The organism is Streptomyces reniochalinae (genome assembly GCF_003323735.1).
GTDB lineage: Bacteria > Actinomycetota > Actinomycetes > Streptomycetales > Streptomycetaceae > Streptomyces > Streptomyces reniochalinae.
This window is the reverse complement of the sequence record NZ_QOIM01000038.1, coordinates 215,197-231,289: the sequence shown is the minus strand read 5'-3', so window position 1 is coordinate 231,289 and position 16,093 is coordinate 215,197. Positions and strand designations below refer to the sequence as shown.

At 75.2% G+C, this 16,093-nt stretch carries 13 protein-coding genes; 10 read left to right on the top strand and 3 right to left on the bottom strand.

From position 1 onward, the window contains the following. Positions 1 to 58 precede the first annotated feature (58 nt). Positions 59 to 454 (bottom strand): TOBE domain-containing protein, encoded by a 396-nt coding sequence (locus DQ392_RS20490; RefSeq protein WP_114017099.1) that lies wholly within the window; start codon positions 452 to 454, stop codon positions 59 to 61. A gap of 327 nt (positions 455 to 781) precedes the next feature. Here DQ392_RS20490 and DQ392_RS20485 point away from each other — a divergent pair, with 327 nt between their 5' ends. The 7 genes from DQ392_RS20485 (at position 782) to DQ392_RS20460 (ending at position 10,074) form a co-directional block, all read left to right on the top strand. Next, positions 782 to 1,591, top strand: a complete 810-nt coding sequence (locus DQ392_RS20485; protein ID WP_114017098.1) for an SAM-dependent methyltransferase — start codon at positions 782 to 784, stop codon at positions 1,589 to 1,591. Between the two features lie 83 nt (positions 1,592 to 1,674). After that, a complete protein-coding gene (locus tag DQ392_RS20480; RefSeq protein WP_342774965.1) occupies positions 1,675 to 2,595 on the top strand; it encodes a pentapeptide repeat-containing protein in 921 nt (306 codons plus the stop codon). Positions 2,596 to 2,876: 281 nt separating this feature from the next. Next, positions 2,877 to 3,896: a thiopeptide-type bacteriocin biosynthesis protein gene (locus DQ392_RS20475; protein WP_114017096.1), complete on the top strand. Its 1,020-nt coding sequence runs from the start codon at positions 2,877 to 2,879 to the stop codon at positions 3,894 to 3,896. Next, the gene (locus DQ392_RS35885) at positions 3,871 to 6,972 is read left to right on the top strand and encodes a lantibiotic dehydratase (protein WP_114017095.1); all 3,102 of its coding nucleotides are present in this window, start codon (positions 3,871 to 3,873) and stop codon (positions 6,970 to 6,972) included. Before DQ392_RS20475 ends, DQ392_RS35885 begins: the two co-directional genes overlap by 26 nt. Before the next feature lie 19 nt (positions 6,973 to 6,991). After that, entirely contained in the window at positions 6,992 to 7,153 is a 162-nt protein-coding gene (locus DQ392_RS34515) for a hypothetical protein (RefSeq protein ID WP_181856501.1), read from the top strand. A gap of 296 nt (positions 7,154 to 7,449) precedes the next feature. Beyond that, a complete protein-coding gene (locus DQ392_RS20465) occupies positions 7,450 to 8,979 on the top strand; it encodes a lanthionine synthetase LanC family protein (RefSeq protein ID WP_245981703.1) in 1,530 nt (509 codons plus the stop codon). Between the two features lie 120 nt (positions 8,980 to 9,099). Continuing rightward, entirely contained in the window at positions 9,100 to 10,074 is a 975-nt protein-coding gene (locus tag DQ392_RS20460) for an urea transporter (RefSeq protein WP_114017094.1), read from the top strand. 23 nt (positions 10,075 to 10,097) lie between these two features. Here the strand turns inward: DQ392_RS20460 and DQ392_RS20455 are convergent, their stop codons facing one another. After that, positions 10,098 to 11,048 (bottom strand): ornithine cyclodeaminase family protein, encoded by a 951-nt coding sequence (locus tag DQ392_RS20455; protein WP_114017093.1) that lies wholly within the window; start codon positions 11,046 to 11,048, stop codon positions 10,098 to 10,100. 85 nt (positions 11,049 to 11,133) lie between these two features. After that, positions 11,134 to 11,826, bottom strand: a complete 693-nt coding sequence (locus DQ392_RS20450; RefSeq protein WP_114017092.1) for a FadR/GntR family transcriptional regulator — start codon at positions 11,824 to 11,826, stop codon at positions 11,134 to 11,136. A 261-nt stretch (positions 11,827 to 12,087) separates the two neighbouring features. Here DQ392_RS20450 and DQ392_RS20445 point away from each other — a divergent pair, with 261 nt between their 5' ends. The 3 genes from DQ392_RS20445 (at position 12,088) to DQ392_RS20435 (ending at position 15,977) form a co-directional block, all read left to right on the top strand. Then, positions 12,088 to 13,410, top strand: coding sequence for an aminotransferase class V-fold PLP-dependent enzyme (locus tag DQ392_RS20445; RefSeq protein WP_114017091.1), 1,323 nt, complete (start codon positions 12,088 to 12,090; stop codon positions 13,408 to 13,410). A gap of 11 nt (positions 13,411 to 13,421) precedes the next feature. Next, positions 13,422 to 14,972, top strand: a complete 1,551-nt coding sequence (locus DQ392_RS20440; RefSeq protein ID WP_114017090.1) for an APC family permease — start codon at positions 13,422 to 13,424, stop codon at positions 14,970 to 14,972. Between the two features lie 81 nt (positions 14,973 to 15,053). Then, a complete protein-coding gene (locus DQ392_RS20435; protein WP_114017316.1) occupies positions 15,054 to 15,977 on the top strand; it encodes an NADP-dependent oxidoreductase in 924 nt (307 codons plus the stop codon). Positions 15,978 to 16,093: the final 116 nt, after the last annotated feature.

The window sequence follows — 16,093 nt, the reverse complement described above, 5'->3', positions numbered from 1 at the left end:
ACGGGGGCGACGCCGGGGGCGTCGGAATGTCGGGACGCGGGGACGCGGGGCGGCGGGCCTACGGCGTGTCGATGTGCACGTTGGTCGACTTGACGCGGGCCGTGGCCTGCACGCCGACCTCCAGGCCCAGCTCCTCGACGGCCTCCCGCGTCAGCAGGGAGACCAGCCGGTGCGGGCCCGCCTGGATCTCGACCTGCGCCGCCACGTCACCGAGTCTGACGGCGGTCACGATGCCGGCGAACGCGTTGCGGGCCGTGGTGTAGGGGACGTCGTCCTCGTCGGCGGCGTGCCGGCCGAGCTCGACGGAGAAGGCGGCCAGATCCCGTCCGTCGATCAGACGGCGCCCGCTCTCGTCGCGGTGCGTGGTGACGCGGCCCGCGTCCGCCCAGCGCCGCGCCGTGTCCGGGCTGACGCCGAGCAGCCGGGCTGCCTGGCCGATGGTGTACGACTGCATGTGCGTCAACGTATGGCTCATAACCTCGCATATGCAATGCGAATGGCTTCTCTCTATAGCATGTGCCAATCATGCTTGGAGGAATCCCCAAGCCGGCTGAAGTCGTGCACCGGGCGGGCGACTTCGCCCGGCGCGTCCGCCCGGGCCGGTTTCCCGGCGCCCCACGGCGGTGCGGCCGCCTCGCGCGCGGTCGTGCCCGGCGGTACGTCGCCGCCCTAGACTCTTCGGGCGGCCCTGGACTCCACGAGCGGTCCTGGATCCTTCGAGCGGTCCTAGGGCGCGGGTCGGTCCGAAAGGCGCGGGTGAGGAACGGAGAGGACACGGCACGTGAGCGAGAGCAGCGGTCCCGAGGGCGCCGAGACGCCGGTCGCCGATGTCGCGCACAACGCCAGGGTGTGGAACTACTGGCTGGGCGGCAAGGACTACTACGCCATCGACCAGCAGGTCGGCGACCACGTCACCAGCATGTACCCCAGCATCCGCGAGGTGGCGCGCGCGGACCGGGCCTTCCTCGGCCACGTGGTGCGGTATCTGGCGGGGGAGGCGGGCATCCGCCAGTTCCTCGACATCGGCACCGGACTGCCCACCGTCGAGAACACGCATCAAGTGGCCCAGCGGGTCGCCCCGTCCTCGCGGATCGTCTACGTCGACAACGACCCCACCGTCCTCATCCACGCCCGTGCCCTGCTCACCAGCTCCGAGGAAGGCGCGACCGACTACATCGACGCCGACGCGCACCACCCGAGCGCCATCGTCGACGCCGCGGCCGACACCCTCGACTTCGTCGACCCCGTGGCCGTCATAATGCTGGGCATCCTCAACTTCATCGCCGACACCGACGAGGCCTCCCGCATCGTCGACACGCTGATGGCGGCTGTCCCCTCCGGCAGCTACCTCGTGCTCACCCACCCCACGCTGGAGCTGGGCGGCGAGGCCAACGAGGAGGCCATGCGGTTCTGGAACGAGAACGCCACGCCACCGATCACGGCCCGCGACCGCGCCGAGGTGGCCGGTTTCTTCCGCGGGCTCGAACTGCTGCCCCCCGGCATCATCTCCTGCTCCCGCTGGCGCCCCGGGCACGCGGCCGACGACGAGAAGACCGTCGCCCAGTTCGGCGCGGTCGCCCGCAAGCCCTGAATCCGGCTCCCGCACGGGCCCCGGCCCGCCGCCCGGGAGAGGGCGACACCGCACCGGCCGACGAGCCCGGTTAGCTTGGACGGGTGAGCGAGAGCGAAGGCCCGGAGCGGATGGAACGGCTGAGGGCCGACTGTGAGCGGTGCGCGGGGCTGTGCTGTGTGGCGCTGCCGTTCGCGAAGTCGGCCGACTTCGCGGCCGACAAACCGGCGGGAAAGCGGTGCGGGAACCTGACCGAAGAGAACCGGTGCTCGATCCACGCGCGGCTGCGCGTCAGCGGCTTCACCGGGTGCTCGGTCTTCGACTGCTACGGAGCGGGGCAGCGGGTGACGGCCCGCGAGGGAACGGTGTCCGGGCCGCGGCTGTTCGCGGTCTTCCGGGTGACGCGGCAGCTGCACGAGCTGCTGTGGCTGCTCACCGAGGCGGCGCGGGGCGGTCGCTGCCCGGAGGCCGAAGCGCGGGCGGCCGAGCTGGACGCGCTGATCGACGGCGACGTGGCCGCCCTGCTCGCCGCCGATGTCGAGGCGTGGCGGGCGCGGGTCGGGCCGGTTCTGGAGCAGGTCAGCGAGCGGGCGCGTGCGGGGCTCGGCGGGCGGGACCTGCGCCGCGGCGACCTGACGGGCAAGCAGCTGCGGAAGGCGCGGTTGCGCGGTGCCACGCTGCGGGGCGCGCTGCTGCTCGCGGCGGACCTGCGCGGAGCGGATCTGCGCCAGGTCGACTTCCTCGGCGCCGACCTGCGCGACGCCGATCTGCGGGGTGCCGACCTGTCCGGGGCGCTCTTCCTCACGCAGCCCCAACTGAACGCGGCCCACGGGGACTCGGCCACCCGCCTCCCCGACACGCTGGCCCGCCCCGGGCACTGGCAGGACCACGTCTCGCCCGTGCCCGCGCCCGCCCGGCAGGTGCGGGGTACCGCACGGGCGAAGGACAGCCGCGACGGTGGCGCCCGCGCGCGTGGCGGCCGCTCCCGTGGGGCGGGGAAGGGCGGCCGCGGCCGAGGCCGGTGACGCGACTGGCCGCGGCGGGCGGGGGCCGAAAGGCGGCCCTCGCGGTGCCAGGAACGCTGTTGCGTGGCCGAAGACACCGGTCCTCTCTCGTGTGAAGGCTCCGGCCTTCCGCGAACGCACCGGCGCACAACCGCCGTTCATATGAAGAATTCGGTTTCCTTGTTCGCTCACGGCAAAGCAGGGAAGTTCCCCTTTGGGACGTGATTGCGGTAACGCAATCACTGCGAAGGGGGGCGGAATTGCCGGAGGTTTCCCATCGGTGGCGCTCACCGTACGCATTCGTGGACCGCTTCAAGGAGGCGGGTACGCGGGGTCGCACCGTCGCGGCCGCGGGAGCCGCGGGGTTCACCGCGGGCCTCGCGGCGGCGCGCCGCGCCGCGCGGGAAACAGCGGTCCGTGGCGCGCCGCGCACCGGCGCCTGGGTGCAGCTCAACCTGACCCCCGAGCGCGACTCCCACGGCCGCGCGCTCTGTTACGCGGAACTCGCCGCGCTCGCCGACGCGTTTCTCACCGAGGAGCGGGCGCGGAATTTCTTCTTCATGCACAAGGCCCCGGGAATCCGCGCGCGTTTCCAGGCCGCGGAGCCCGGGGAAGCCGCCGCGTTGCGTGCCGCCCTGCTGCGCCGTACCGACCGGTGGGAGGGGCTTCGGCGGCGCCCGGTGTGCGCGGTGTACGAACCCGAGCACTACCTCTTCGGCGGCCCCGCCTCGATGGCGTACGTGCACGACCTGTTCACCCTCGACTCCCTGGCCTGGCTCGACCACCACGTCGACCACCCGGAAGGCGCGGCGCCCTCGGTCGGCTGGCGGCAGTCGCTGCTGATGCTGCGGGAGGTCTTCGACGGGCTCGGGATCGTCGGATGGGAGCACCGGGGTGTCTGGGACGCGGTCGCCCGCCAGACGGGCCGCCGCCTCCGGGACGCGGCCGCGGCCGTCGACCCGGCGGCCCGCGAGCGGGCGGCCGCGGGCATCGTCGCCTACTGGCGGACGCCCCGCGACGAGGCACTGCGCGCCTTTCCCGAGGACCGCAGGGACGCCTTGGCCCGGCACGCGGAGGCGGCGCACCGGGCGGCCGTGCGCTGGCGTGACGGCCACTTCGAGGCGGGAGGCGCGTCGCACGGCGCGGCCGGAGAGGGGTGCGAGGCGGGTGAGGCCACCGTCGGTCCCCGTACGGCGGCCGCCTGTCTCACCGTCTTCCACTGGAACCGCGGGCTGCTGTCCCTGGCCCGCCAGAGCCTCCTGACGGAAGCGCTGCTGCACGAGGGGAGGGCCGCGCATGCCACCTCGGCAGCGGCACACTGATCCGGCCCGCGCGACCCCCGGCCCCCGGCACAGCCCCCACGCGTCACCCGACCACACCCCGGCGCGCGACAGCGCGTCCGCGCCCCTCGGTGCCGCGGCGCTGCTGCGGCTCGCCGGTGTTCCCGGCGCGGTCTGGGCCGGCGCCGGGAGCCCCGCCCTCTTCGCGCAGGCCGACGAACTGGCGGACAGGCGGGCGCGGCTGGTCGCGCGGGCCCGCGCGCTGAGCGTGCGGACCGGCGAGGAGGTCGTACCGCACGAGGATCTGACGACGGGGGACCGGCGGGCCGTGCTGGCGTTGCGCCGCCGGCTGCACGCGGGGGACGCGCCGGCCACCGACAGCGGCGAAGGCGGGACCGCTCGTCTCCCCGACCCCACCGGCCCCGCGGCGGACGACGACGCCCTCCTCGACCGCATCGCCGCGCTACGGCCCGCCCTCGGACGCGACTTGCGGGCGCTGGCGGCCGACGCGGCCGGGCTCCGCACCGCGTACGGCGGCTTCGGGCGTGCCGTCGCCGCCGAGCGGGACAGGGTGAGCGCGATGCTGCTGGAGGCGGCCCGCTCGCAGCCCGTGCTGCGGAGCTTCGTCGAGGGAGCCGCACCCCGTGTCGTGGCAGACCTGGAACGGCGCGCGGCGGCGGGCGAGCTCTGGGAGAGCAAGCGGCAGCGCAAGGGCGTCGGATACCTGTGGCGTGCGCTGGGCCGGGCCGCCGCCAAGACCACTCCGCGCGACTGGGCGGGGCAGCTCGCCGTGGTGCCCGTGGCCGGGCGGCGACCGGTATCCGCCTCGCCGTCGCGCCGCCCCCTCGTGGCGGGGGGCCCGACGGGGTCTTTGCCCGCCGCTGACCCGCTGCCAGGCCCGTTCGCACCCGGCACCTCCCCGGAATGCCAGCCGAGCGGTCCCGCGGTAGCGCTGCTGCCGGAGTTCTGCCCAGGGCCGCAGCTCGTCGCCGCGCGCAGGACCGAGAACGTGCACCGGCTGTGGTGCCTGCTACGCGACCTCGACCTGTCCGCCGCCGCACCGCACCTGCTCCTCACGCCCGCTCCGCTGCACCGCGCCACCGGCGAACCCGGCCTGGGGCACCTGCACTTCTCCGTCGTCGACCCGGACACGGGCGGGGGCGGCCGGCTGCGGCGGCTCTCGCTGCGGCGTACACCGGCGCTGGAGGCGGTGATGCGGCTGCTCGCCGCCACACCCCGCACGGTGGGGTCGCTGGAGGCCGCGCTCGGCCCGCCGTCCTCCCAGCCCGCACTGCGCGCTTTCCTGGCCCACCTGCACACACTGGGCATCCTCCAGGTGTGTGCCGCGCCCCGGGCCCGCCGCCTGCCGTGGACGGAGCACAGGCCCGGCCTGCCCGTACCGCTGGCCGGCGGCCTGGCCCGCGGCTCCTTCCTGGACTCCTACCGCCGGGTCACCTCCTCCCGGCCCGACGTCACCTCGTCCCGGCCCGAGGCCACCGACCCCCGCCCCGAAGTCACTGACCCGCGCCCCGAAGCCACCGCCCCGTACCCCGACGTGACCGACCCGCGCGACGACGGCACCGATCCCCGCGCGGAGGTGCCGGACACCGCCGCGCGGACCGTCGCGGACGGGCTCGCGCTCGCGCGGCGCGTGGCCGAGCTGTGCGAGGCGAACCGCGGCAGGGGCGAGAAGCGCCAGGAGGTGGCGGAGGCCGTGGGCCTGGGTGCCGAGCCCGTTTCCGCCGTACGTCTCCTGGAGGCCGACCACGCGGACGGCCGGCCCGCCGCCCCGCGCACCCGCGGCCGGTACGCCTGCTGGGAGCCCGCGCACACCTCCGACTCCGGATACGCCAGGCTGCTGGCGTACCTCGGCGCGCGGCTCGACGAGGAGCAGGTCGACGTGGACGCCGCACTCCTGGACGAGGTCGGGGCGCCGCCGGTGCCTGCGGTGCTTCAGACCTGGCCCGTCGACTGTCTGCTGCGGCCACTGCCCCGCGCCCGCGCCCGCCGCGGAGGGCCACGCGGGCAGCGCGGGCTCGACGTGGCCGAACACCCCGGCACCTTGGCCGTGTTGGAGTCGGCGTCGCCCGCGGGCGTCCTGGACGCCCGCTTCGCCGAGGCGCTGGGGGAGCTGTACGGCGGCAGCCCCGCCGCCGGATACCCCAACCCGGCCGGCTACCGGGACTTCCTCGCGGCCTTCGAGCGGCGCGCCGGTGTGCGCTTCGTCGAGGTGCTGGTCCCGCCGCTGACCGAAGCGGCGGCCAACGCGGTACGCCGCCCCGTCTCCACCAGCTGGTGTACGGGGGACTCCAACACTCCGCTGTACTACGGCAACTCGGCCGATCCCCGCCCGGCGGCCGGCGGCGGGGGCGTCACACCGCTTCCTTCCGTCCGTCACCTCCCTCTCGACCGGGTCACCCTGCGGGTCGCGGGCGGCGCACTCGTCGCCGAGGCCGACGGGGTACGGGTACTGCCCGTCCACCACGCCACCCGCACCCCGGCCCCGCCGTACGACCGGCTGCTGCCGCTGCTGACGGGGGCCGGGCATCCGGCCACCCGGCGCATGGTGCGGTTGGACGGGCTGGCCGGGGCGTTCCCCCGGGCCCGGCACGTGCCCCGGCTGACGGTCGGCGGGCTCCTCGTCGTCAGCCCCGCGCAGTGGCGGATCGCGCGCGCCGCACTGTGGCGCCTGACGGACAGCGAAGCCGACAAGGTGGCGGCACTCGCCGCGCTGCGGCGGGCGGCCGGACTGCCCAGGTTCGGCTACCTGCGGGCGCACCCGCACACCAAGCCGCTGCCCGTCGACCTCGCGGCCCTGCCCGCCTTGCAGGCAGTCGAGCGGCTCTGCCAGGCAGAACCCGGCCAGGACCTGGTGTTCGAGGAGGCGCTGCCGTCACCGGACGAGCCGCCCGCTTCAGGCAGCGCCCAGGTGCCGGCAGCCGACGGCTCCTCCGGCGCGACGGCGGCCCAGCTGCTGGTCCGGCTGCCCCACGACGGCACGGCCGAACACCTCGCCGCACGCGCTCACGCCGCCTGGTGCGGCGCCATCGACCTCCCCGGCGTCCCGCCCTCCTCCAACGGTGGCGGGACGCCGGGGCGGACACCACATCCGCAGTGAGAGACAAAGGAGAGTCACCATGCCAGTGATGACCGAAGCGCCCGAGCTCGACCTCGACAGCCTCATCGACGACCTCGACACCCGGATCAGTTCGACGACCGAGCTGCCCGAGACGCAGCTCGACACCGCCGGCTGTAGCGGTCTGTGCACGGTGCTCGTCTGCACCGTCATCGTCTGCTGATCCCGCTCAGCGGGTGAGCCGCCCGGCCGGCGCGGACCGGCCGGGCGGCTCACCCACCCCTCCCGAAGTCCCTCCCGACGGCCCTGGTCGCGGCAGTTCAGGCACCCGTGCGGGCGGGGCGCCGCACCCGTTCGCCGTCGCGGGCCCGCCCGCCCTCCTGGCGTGCGCTCGATCCCCGGCTCCTCGCCGAAGCGGCACGAACCCGAGCGAGCACGCACGCGAATCCGGACGGCACGCACGCGAACCCGGACGAGGACGACCCGAAACAGCACCACTTTGAAGGGGGTACGAACGGCATGTCCCAGCAAGCACTCACACCCGACACGGCGGCACGGAGGCTGGCCCTGCGGCTCGCTGTCGCGACGCTCGGCCAGTGGACGGACCGGGCCAGACGCGCGGCGGCGCAGCGGCCCCCCGACCGGGTGCGGCGGCACACCGACGTGGCCGGGACCGCCGACCCGGCCCGGCGGTCCGCACAAGCCGTCCCGGCCGCGGACGCGGCCCGTCAGCCCGGGCACGCGGCACGGCACTCCGCCGGGGACCGGCCCGCCGAGGCGGCGGGACGGGTCCGCCCCGCCGACGGGGCGCGCAGGTCCACCGCACACGCGGGCTCCGGCCCCTCGACGCCCGCCATCGCCTCCGTCGACCACCCGGGCGACCCCGGCGTCCCCGTCCTGGCGCGGCTGGTGGCCGCCATGGGAGACGCCGAGGCCGCGGCGGTCGCGGCGCGCGCGGCCGCCGTGTGGGCCCGGGACGCCGGGCGCGGGCCCGGCCACCGCGGGCTGTTCGACGGCGGGCTCGCCGGGACGCTCGTCGGGCTGCGCCAGTGCGCCGTCCTGCATCCCGCACTGCACCCGGTGGCCGACCGGCTCAGGGACCGGCTCCTCGACCACCCGGCGCGGCCCTCCGCAGGCGGCGCGGAGCCGCCCGGCCGTCCGCGGGGTGCTCCCGAGCGGTACGGGGCGGTCACGTTTCCCGACTACGACCTGATTCTCGGCCCCTCCGGCGTGCTCCTGGCGCTGACCGCCGACGGGCACGAGGCGAGGGGCACGGCAGGGGAGGCGGAGTACGGTCCTGCCGCCTGCGCGGCGTACCTCTCCTCCGCCGCGCGGCTCGCCGCCCTGTGCGACGGCGCCGAGTTGCCGGGGCTGCGCGCGCACTACCCCGCGCACCCGGTACTGGGCTGGCTGCACGGGCGGATCAACACGGGCATGGGGCACGGAGTCGCGGGTGTCACCGCCGCGCTCACCGCCGCCGTACGGCAGGTGGGTCCGCGCCCGGAACTGGCCTCCGCGCTGCGGAACACGAGCCGATGGCTGATGAAGGAGTCGTTCGACGACGCGCGTGACATCCGTACCTGGACGGGCTGCGGTCTCGACGGGCAGGCACGGCCGCCGGGGGCGCACGCGCGTCAGGCATGGTGCTACGGGACACCAGGCGTCTCCTGGGCCCTGTGGGACGCGGCCGACGCGCTCGGCGACCCGGTGGGCGCGGCCTGGGCGGCCGCCGCCTTCCACACGCTCGCCGACGGCTACCACGAGGGCTTCCACCTCTTCGGCGACCACCCGGGGGACCGGCTCGGGCTCTGCCACGGGGCGGCCGGGGTGCTGGCAGTGGCCGACGCGATGCGGCGGCACGGGCGGCTGCCTGCGGCCGCGGCCCTGCGGGAGAGGCTGCTGAGGCACTTCGTCGCGCAGGAGGACGAGTTGTGGTCGCTCGCGGGGGAGCGGTGCGGTCTGCTCGGTGGCGCGGGGGGCGCGCTCGCCGCGGTGCTCACCGCCACGGGCGGCAACCGGGGATGGCTGTCCTGCGCGGGGCTGCGCTGAGCGGCCTTCGTGCGTTTCCGGCGGCTGCCGCACGCGACGCCGCCACCGCCCTTCTCCGGGCTCTGGGAGCCTTGAGGGCCCGGACACGGGCGGAGCCCGGGACGGATGTACGTTACATGTATGAGTCGTTCCGTCGCGTGGGACCTGCCCGAGCCGAGCGGGGCACGGCGGCAGCCGGTGCGTTTCGGCTACGAGGTGCTGCGCGGGATCGCGCAGGTGGACTTCATGCCCAACGCGGCGTGCGGCCTCTTCTTCGTCGCCGCGCTGTTCGCCGCGGGCTGGCGGTACGGCCTCGCCGGACTGCTGGGCACGGCACTGGGCACGGCCACCGCGCACGCGCTGGGTGTCGACCGGGAGCGGACGGCCGCAGGACTCGAAGGGTTCAACGGCTGCCTCGTGGCGGTGGCGTTCGCGGTTTTCCTCGGGCCTGGCCACGCCTCGACGTGGCTGATGGCGGCGGGGGGAGCGGTCGTCGCGTCCGTGCTCACCGCCGCGCTGGTCAACCTGCTGCGTCCGTGGTCCATACCGACGTTCACGCTGCCGTTCTGCCTCGTGGCCGGCGTCGTGACCGTGGCGGCGCCCGGCTTCCAACGGGTGTGGCACGAGGGGTCGTCGCTCTCGGCGCTGCCGCGCTCGGCGTCCGGTGACGCGTCGTTGGGGCTGGGCGACGCCGCACACGCGGTCCTCGCCAACGTCGGCCAGATCTTCCTGATGCCGCAGTGGTACGTGGGGCTGCTCTTCCTCGCGGGGATCTTCGTCGCCGACTGGTTCGCGGGACTGACCGCCTGCCTCGGCAGCGTGGTCGGCACCGCCACCTCCTGGGCGCTGGGCGCGCCCGCCTCCGACGTGGCCGAGGGGCTGCTCGGATACAATGCGGTCCTGGTGGCGATGGCGCTGGGCGCCGTCTTCCTCGAACGCGGCGTGGCCGCGCTGGTGTACGGCGTCGTCGGGGCCGTGGCCTCGACCGTGCTGACCGTGGCGGTCACCTCCTTCTTCGCCCCGTTCGGCGGGCACACCCTCACCTGGCCGTACGTTTTGACCACGCTCTTCTTCCTCGCCGCCGTACCGTCCTTCCCCCGGCTGCGCCGCGCCTGATCCGGCTGCGCCGCGCCTGACCTTCACGCGGGTCCTGACACCGCCGCTGCCGCGACCACCAGGTCCTGCCAGGCCATGCCCGTGCCCTTGAAGACGCGTGGCCCGCCGTCCGCGAGGGGGTGGCGGCCGCACACGACGTCGGCGAGAGGCACCAGCGACGCGGCGCTCAACGCGCCCTCCTGGACGGGGATCACGATGTCCCCGGCCTCCCTGAGCGCGGTCGCCGCGTCCTCGACCACCACCGTGCCCGAGGTGAGCGTGCGGGTGTCCAGCTCGCGGGCACCGGGGTCGTGGGAGCCCATGGCGACGACCGCCGCGTGCGCCGGCAGAGCGCGGCCGTCGAACAGCGGGGCGGTGGACGAGGTGCAGCAGGCGATCAGATCGGCGTCCGCCACGGCGTCGGGCGCCGCGGCCGAGGCGGTCATGCCGACCTCCTCGCAGCGCTCCGCGAACCGGGCCACCCGCTGCGGATCGCGCCCGACGACCTGCACCGCGCTCAGCGGCCGCACCTGGTGCAGGGCGACGGCGTGCGCGAACGCCTGCGGCCCCGTACCGAAGACCACCAGCCGTCCCGCGTCCGGTGCCGCCAGGTGGTCGGCCGCCAGCGCGGAGACCGCCGAGGTGCGCAGGAGGGTGAGGGCCTCCCCGTCGAGCAGGGCGGTGGGCCGCAGCGTCGTCGCGTCCATGAGCAGATAGGCGCCCGAGATCCTCGGCAGACCGCGCGCCGGGTTGCCCGGCACGACCCCGGCGATCTTCACCCCCGCGTGCTCCCCGTACTCGGCGGGCATCAACAGGAGTTGCCCCGTGCTGGTGGGCACGCGGGAGCGGGGAGGCGTCGCGGCGACGTCCAGCCCGGCCCGCAGCGCCGCGCGGAGCGCCTCGACGGCCTCGCCCACGGGGAGCGCGCGGGCGAGGGCTGCGGAGTCGACGACGCGGAGGGCGTCGTCGCAGTGGCTGCCGGTCTCTCGCGGCACGGTGCTGCCCCCTACGGCGGTGGGTGGTCGTTCATCCGAGCCTCCCACGGCGGGGCCGGGTCCCGCGCGCCACCGCGCGCGGACCTCAGCGACCCGAGCCGGGGGTGGGACGCAGGCGGCGCAGCCAGCGTTCCGTCTGGGACAGGTGGGCGCTGGCCGCGGCCGCCGCCGCCTGGGGGTCGCGGGCGGCGAGCGCGGCGATGAGGGCTTCGTGGCCGAGGTCGCTGGCGGTCCGCAGGGCGTCCGTCTCCTCGGTGCCGTAGACGCTGTAGTGGCGGCCGCGGGAGCGGAGGATGTCGCACAGAGCGGCGAGTGTGTCGTTGCCGCTCGCCGCGCACAGGGTGGCGTGGAACTCGCGGTCGAGGTCGTGGAGTTCGTCGTCGTCCTCGGTCACGGACAGCCGCGCGTGGAGTGCGCGCAGCCGGTCGACGACGCCGTCCTCGGCGCGGGCGGCCGCCAGGGCCGCCGCGTGGGACTCCAGGCCGCGGCGTACGTCGTACAGCTCCAGCAGCCCGTCCAGCGGCAGCACGTCGACCGTGGCGGCGAATCCCGCGAGCATCTGCGCGGGCAGCAGCGCGGAGACGTACGTGCCGGAGCCGTGCCGGGACTCCAGCATCCCGAGGGCGGCCAGTGAGCGGACGGCCTCACGCAGGGAGCCGCGCGAGACGCCGAGGCGGGAGCAGAGTTCGGGTTCGGGGGGCAGCTGCTGGCCCGGGGTCAGTTCGCCGCTGCCGAGCATGGCGCGCAGTCCGCGCGCCGCCGTGTCCGTCGCCGCCATGTCGCCCGTTCCGCTCCCGTCCCGTTCCCGTTCCGCCGTCGTGCCCGCGCACGTCCGTGGGCCCGGCGTGCCGCCGCAGCAACGATGACACACCCCCGGGCAGCAACGTGACACACGCGGGTCATCTGATGACTCCTCGTCGAGCCGTCGGGTCAGGGAGTGAAATTTACTCGTCCACCCCTGTCGGACAAGGGCATTGCCGTCTACCGTCCCGGAGAACGTCAGCAAGTCATCAGACAACTCTGCGAGGCCGTTCTGCGTATGACCCCCTCCACCGAACCCGGCCAGGGCGCCGGGCACCCGTTCGAGGACTGGGCACTGGACCCGGCCGTCCGCCACCTGAACCACGGCTCCTACGGCGCGGTGCCGCGCGCGGCGCTCGCGGCGCAGCAGGCCCTGCGGACGGAGATGGACGCGGGGCCCGACCCGTGGTTCCGCGGCCTGCCCGAGCGGGTGGCGCACGCCCGCACGCACATCGCCCGCTACTTGCGCACCCCGCCCGAGGACCTGGCGCTGGTGGCGAACGCCAGCGCGGGCGTCAGCGCCGTGCTGGGCAGCATCACGCTGCCGCCGGAGACCGAGGTGCTGCTGACCGACCACGCCTACGGCGCCGTCGTCTGGGCGGTCGAACGCGCCGCACGCCGTGCCGGGGCGCGCGTCCGCACGGTGCACCTGCCGCTGGGCGCCACGGCTGAGGAGATCACCGCACGGGTGGGGGCGGCACTGGCCGCCGGGCCCGTCTCCCTCCTCGTCGTCGACCAGATCACCTCGGCGACCGCCCGCCTGTTCCCGGTCGCCGACCTGGTGGGTGTCGCCCACAGCGCGGGTGCCCGCGTGCTGGTGGACGGCGCCCACGGCCCCGGCATGCTCGCCGACCCCCTCGCGCACGCGGGCGAAGCCGACTACTGGGTGGGCAACCTGCACAAGTGGCCCTGCACCCCGCGCGGCACGGGCGCCCTGGTGGCGCGGGGCCCCCTCGCCCAGGAGCTGTACCCCGTCGTCGACTCCTGGGGCGCGCCCGAGCCGTTCCCCCAGCGGTTCGACCACCAGGGCACCGCGGACCTCACCGCCTGGCTCGCGGCCCCCGCGGCGCTGGAGTTCATCGAACGCCGCTACGGCTGGGACGCCGCCCGCGCGCGGATGACGCAACTGGCCGACGCGGCACAGCACACGCTCGCCGCGGCACTGGGCCGCACCGAGGCGCCGGCCGAACTGGCCGCCTGCGCCGCGCCCGCCATGCGGCTGGTGCCGCTGCCCGCGGGGCTGGCCGCCGACCAGGAGGCGGCGCACGCGCTCCAGCGCCGCATCTCCGCCCGCACCGGCTGCGACGTCGCCTGCACCACCTGGAACGGCCGAGGCTTCCTGCGGCTGTCCGCGCACCTGTACAACGACGCCGCCGACTACGCCCACCTGGCCGAACAGCTGCCCGCCTGCCTCGCGGAGTGCCGGGCAGACACGGAGACCACCGCCCACCCGGACGCACCCGGCGCCCACCCGGAGGCGCCCGGCGTCCGGGCGGCCGACGCCGCACACGGGGACGCCCACGCGGACGCGTCAGGCGCCGGCGTGGACGCCCAGGCATAGGAGAGGGACGCGTGCGCACCAAATCGATCGAAGCGACACTGCGGGACGCCGAGCGCCCCGCCACCCGGCTGAACCGCACGCTGGGGCCGCTCCAGCTGACGATGATGGGCATCGGCGTCACCATCGGCGGCGGCATCTTCGTTCTGACCGGCACCGCGGCAGCCAACTACGCCGGACCCGCCATCGCCCTCTCCTTCGCGCTGGGCGCCTTCGTCTCGGGGCTGGTGGCCCTGTGCTACATGGAGTTCGCCAGCACGGTGCCGGTCGCGGGCAGCGCCTACACGTTCGCTTACGTGTCACTGGGTGAGCCGATCGCCTGGCTGATCGGCTGGGACCTCATCCTCGACATGACGATGGGAGCCGGCGCGGTCGCCGCCGGATGGTCCCAGTACGTCACCGACTTCCTGGCCACCTTCGGGATACGGCTCCCGGAGGCCATAGCCGGACCCGAGGCGGCCGTCAACGTGCCCGCGGTCGCCGTCATCCTCGTGCTCACCGCGATCCTGGCCGCCGGCGTGCGCACCACCTCACGCCTCAACACGGCCATGACACTGGTCAAGTTGGCGGCCATCGTGCTCTTCCTGGTCGTCGGCGTCTCCCACGTCGACCCGGACAACTGGGCGCCGTTCGTGCCCGAGTCCCGTCCCGCGGGAGCCGAGGGCGGCTTCTGGGAGCAGCCGCTGCTGGGCTGGGCCGGGATCAGTACGAACGCCACCTTCGGCTTCGCCGGAATCCTCACCGGAGCCGCCATCGTGTTCGGCTCGTACTCCGGCTTCGACATCATGGCCAGCAGCGCGGAGGAGGCCAAGCGCCCGCAGCGCACCCTGCCGATCGCGCTGATGGCCACGGTCGCCGCCTGCGCCACCCTCTACGTCGCCGTCTCGCTGGTCGTCACCGGGATGCGGCCCTACGCCCAACTGGACAACGCCGCCCCGGTGACGGGGGCGCTCCAGGCCGCGGGTGAGGACTGGGCGGTGCGGGTCGTCGGCGTCGGCGCCATCTGCGGGCTGACGACCGTCGTCATGATCATGCTGCTGGGGCAGAGCCGGGTCTTCCTCGCCATGAGCCGCGACCGGCTGCTGCCCGGCTGGTTCGCGCGGGTCCACCCGGTCACCCGCAGCCCGCGCCGGATCACCTGGACGCTCGGCTGCATGGTGGCCCTGATGACGGCACTGCTGCCCATCCAGGACCTCGCGGAACTCGGCAACATCGGGATGCTCACCTCGTTCATCGCCGTGTGCGTGGGCGTGATCTACCTCCGGCGCCGCCGCCCCGACCTGCCCCGCGCTTTCCGTACGCCGTGGGTCCCGGTGCTTCCCCTGGTGGCGCTGGCCCTGTGCCTGGTCCTGGTGGGCAGCCTGCCGCTGATCACCTGGGCGCGCTTCCTGGCGTGGATGGCGGTGGGGGTCCTGATCTACCTGCTGTGGGGACGCCGCAACAGCCGGGTGGCGACCGGCGCAGCGGAGACGCCCGGCGGCACGGGGACGAGTCTCCCCGACCCGGCCGACCCTGTGACGGACTCGGTGGCGGGGGAGGGGGCGAGCCGGGAGCCAGGTCGGTGACGGCGAGCGAGCGGGCATGGCGAGCCCCCGCGCGGGGAACGCGGGCGGACTGAGCCACCCAGAGGAAAGCAGGTGTCCGCCATGCCCGAGGCCATCGCCTTCGCCACCTACGGGGATCCCGAGGTCCTCCAGCCGACCGGTATCGACGTCCCCGAGCCCGACCCCGACCAGGTGCGGATCGCGGTGCGGGCCGTGGGCGTCAACCCGCTGGACTGGAAGATCCGGAGCGGCGCCATGGTCACCGCCATGCCCGTCACGCTGCCGCACATCCCCGGGCTGGAGTTCGCCGGCACGGTCGAGTCGGTGGGCGACGGCGTCGGCGACCTGGCGGCGGGTGACGAGGTCTTCGGCCGCGCACCCAGCGCGTACGCCTCGCTCCTGCTGGCCGACACCGCGCGGCTGCGGCGGCGGCCCGACGACCTGGACGTGCGGCGGGCCGCCGGGTTGCCGGTCGCGGCGGAGGCCGCCCACCGGGCCCTCACCGAACTTCAGGTCGCGGCGGGGGAGACCGTGCTGGTCCACGGCGCGGGTGGGGCCGTGGGCAACCTCGCGGTGCAGTTCGCGCTGGAGAGCGGCGCACACGTGGTCGGCACGGCAGGTGAGCGGGAGCGGGAGCGGCTGACGCGCCTGGGAGCCACGCAGGTGACGTACGGGAACGGCTGGGCCGACCGGGTGCGGGCCGCCGCCCCCGGCGGGGTCGCCGCCGTGCTGGACGCCTCGGGCGCGGACGTGCTGGGGGAGTCCGTGCGGCTGGTGGGCGGCCCGGCGCGGGTGCTGACGCTGGCCGATCCGCAGGCGGCGCAGTCGCTCGGCGTGCGCTTCTCCTCGGGGGCCGCCGACGAGGAGCGCACCGGTGAGGCCCTCGACCGGGTGCTGGCCCTGCACCGGCGCGGCACGCTCGACGTGCCGCTGCACGAGCCGATCCCCCTCGCCGGGGCCGCGCGGGCACACCGCGCCGGTGAGGCGGGCGGCCTGGACGGCAAGCTGGTGCTGACGGTGCGGTGAACCGCCCGACCGGCTCGGCTCGGTGATCGGGCCGAGCCGGTCGAGGCGACCGGCACGCACCCCTCATCGAAACGTTTCCGTTTCGCTCGCCGGTGCCGTATGGTCAGTAGCAGTAC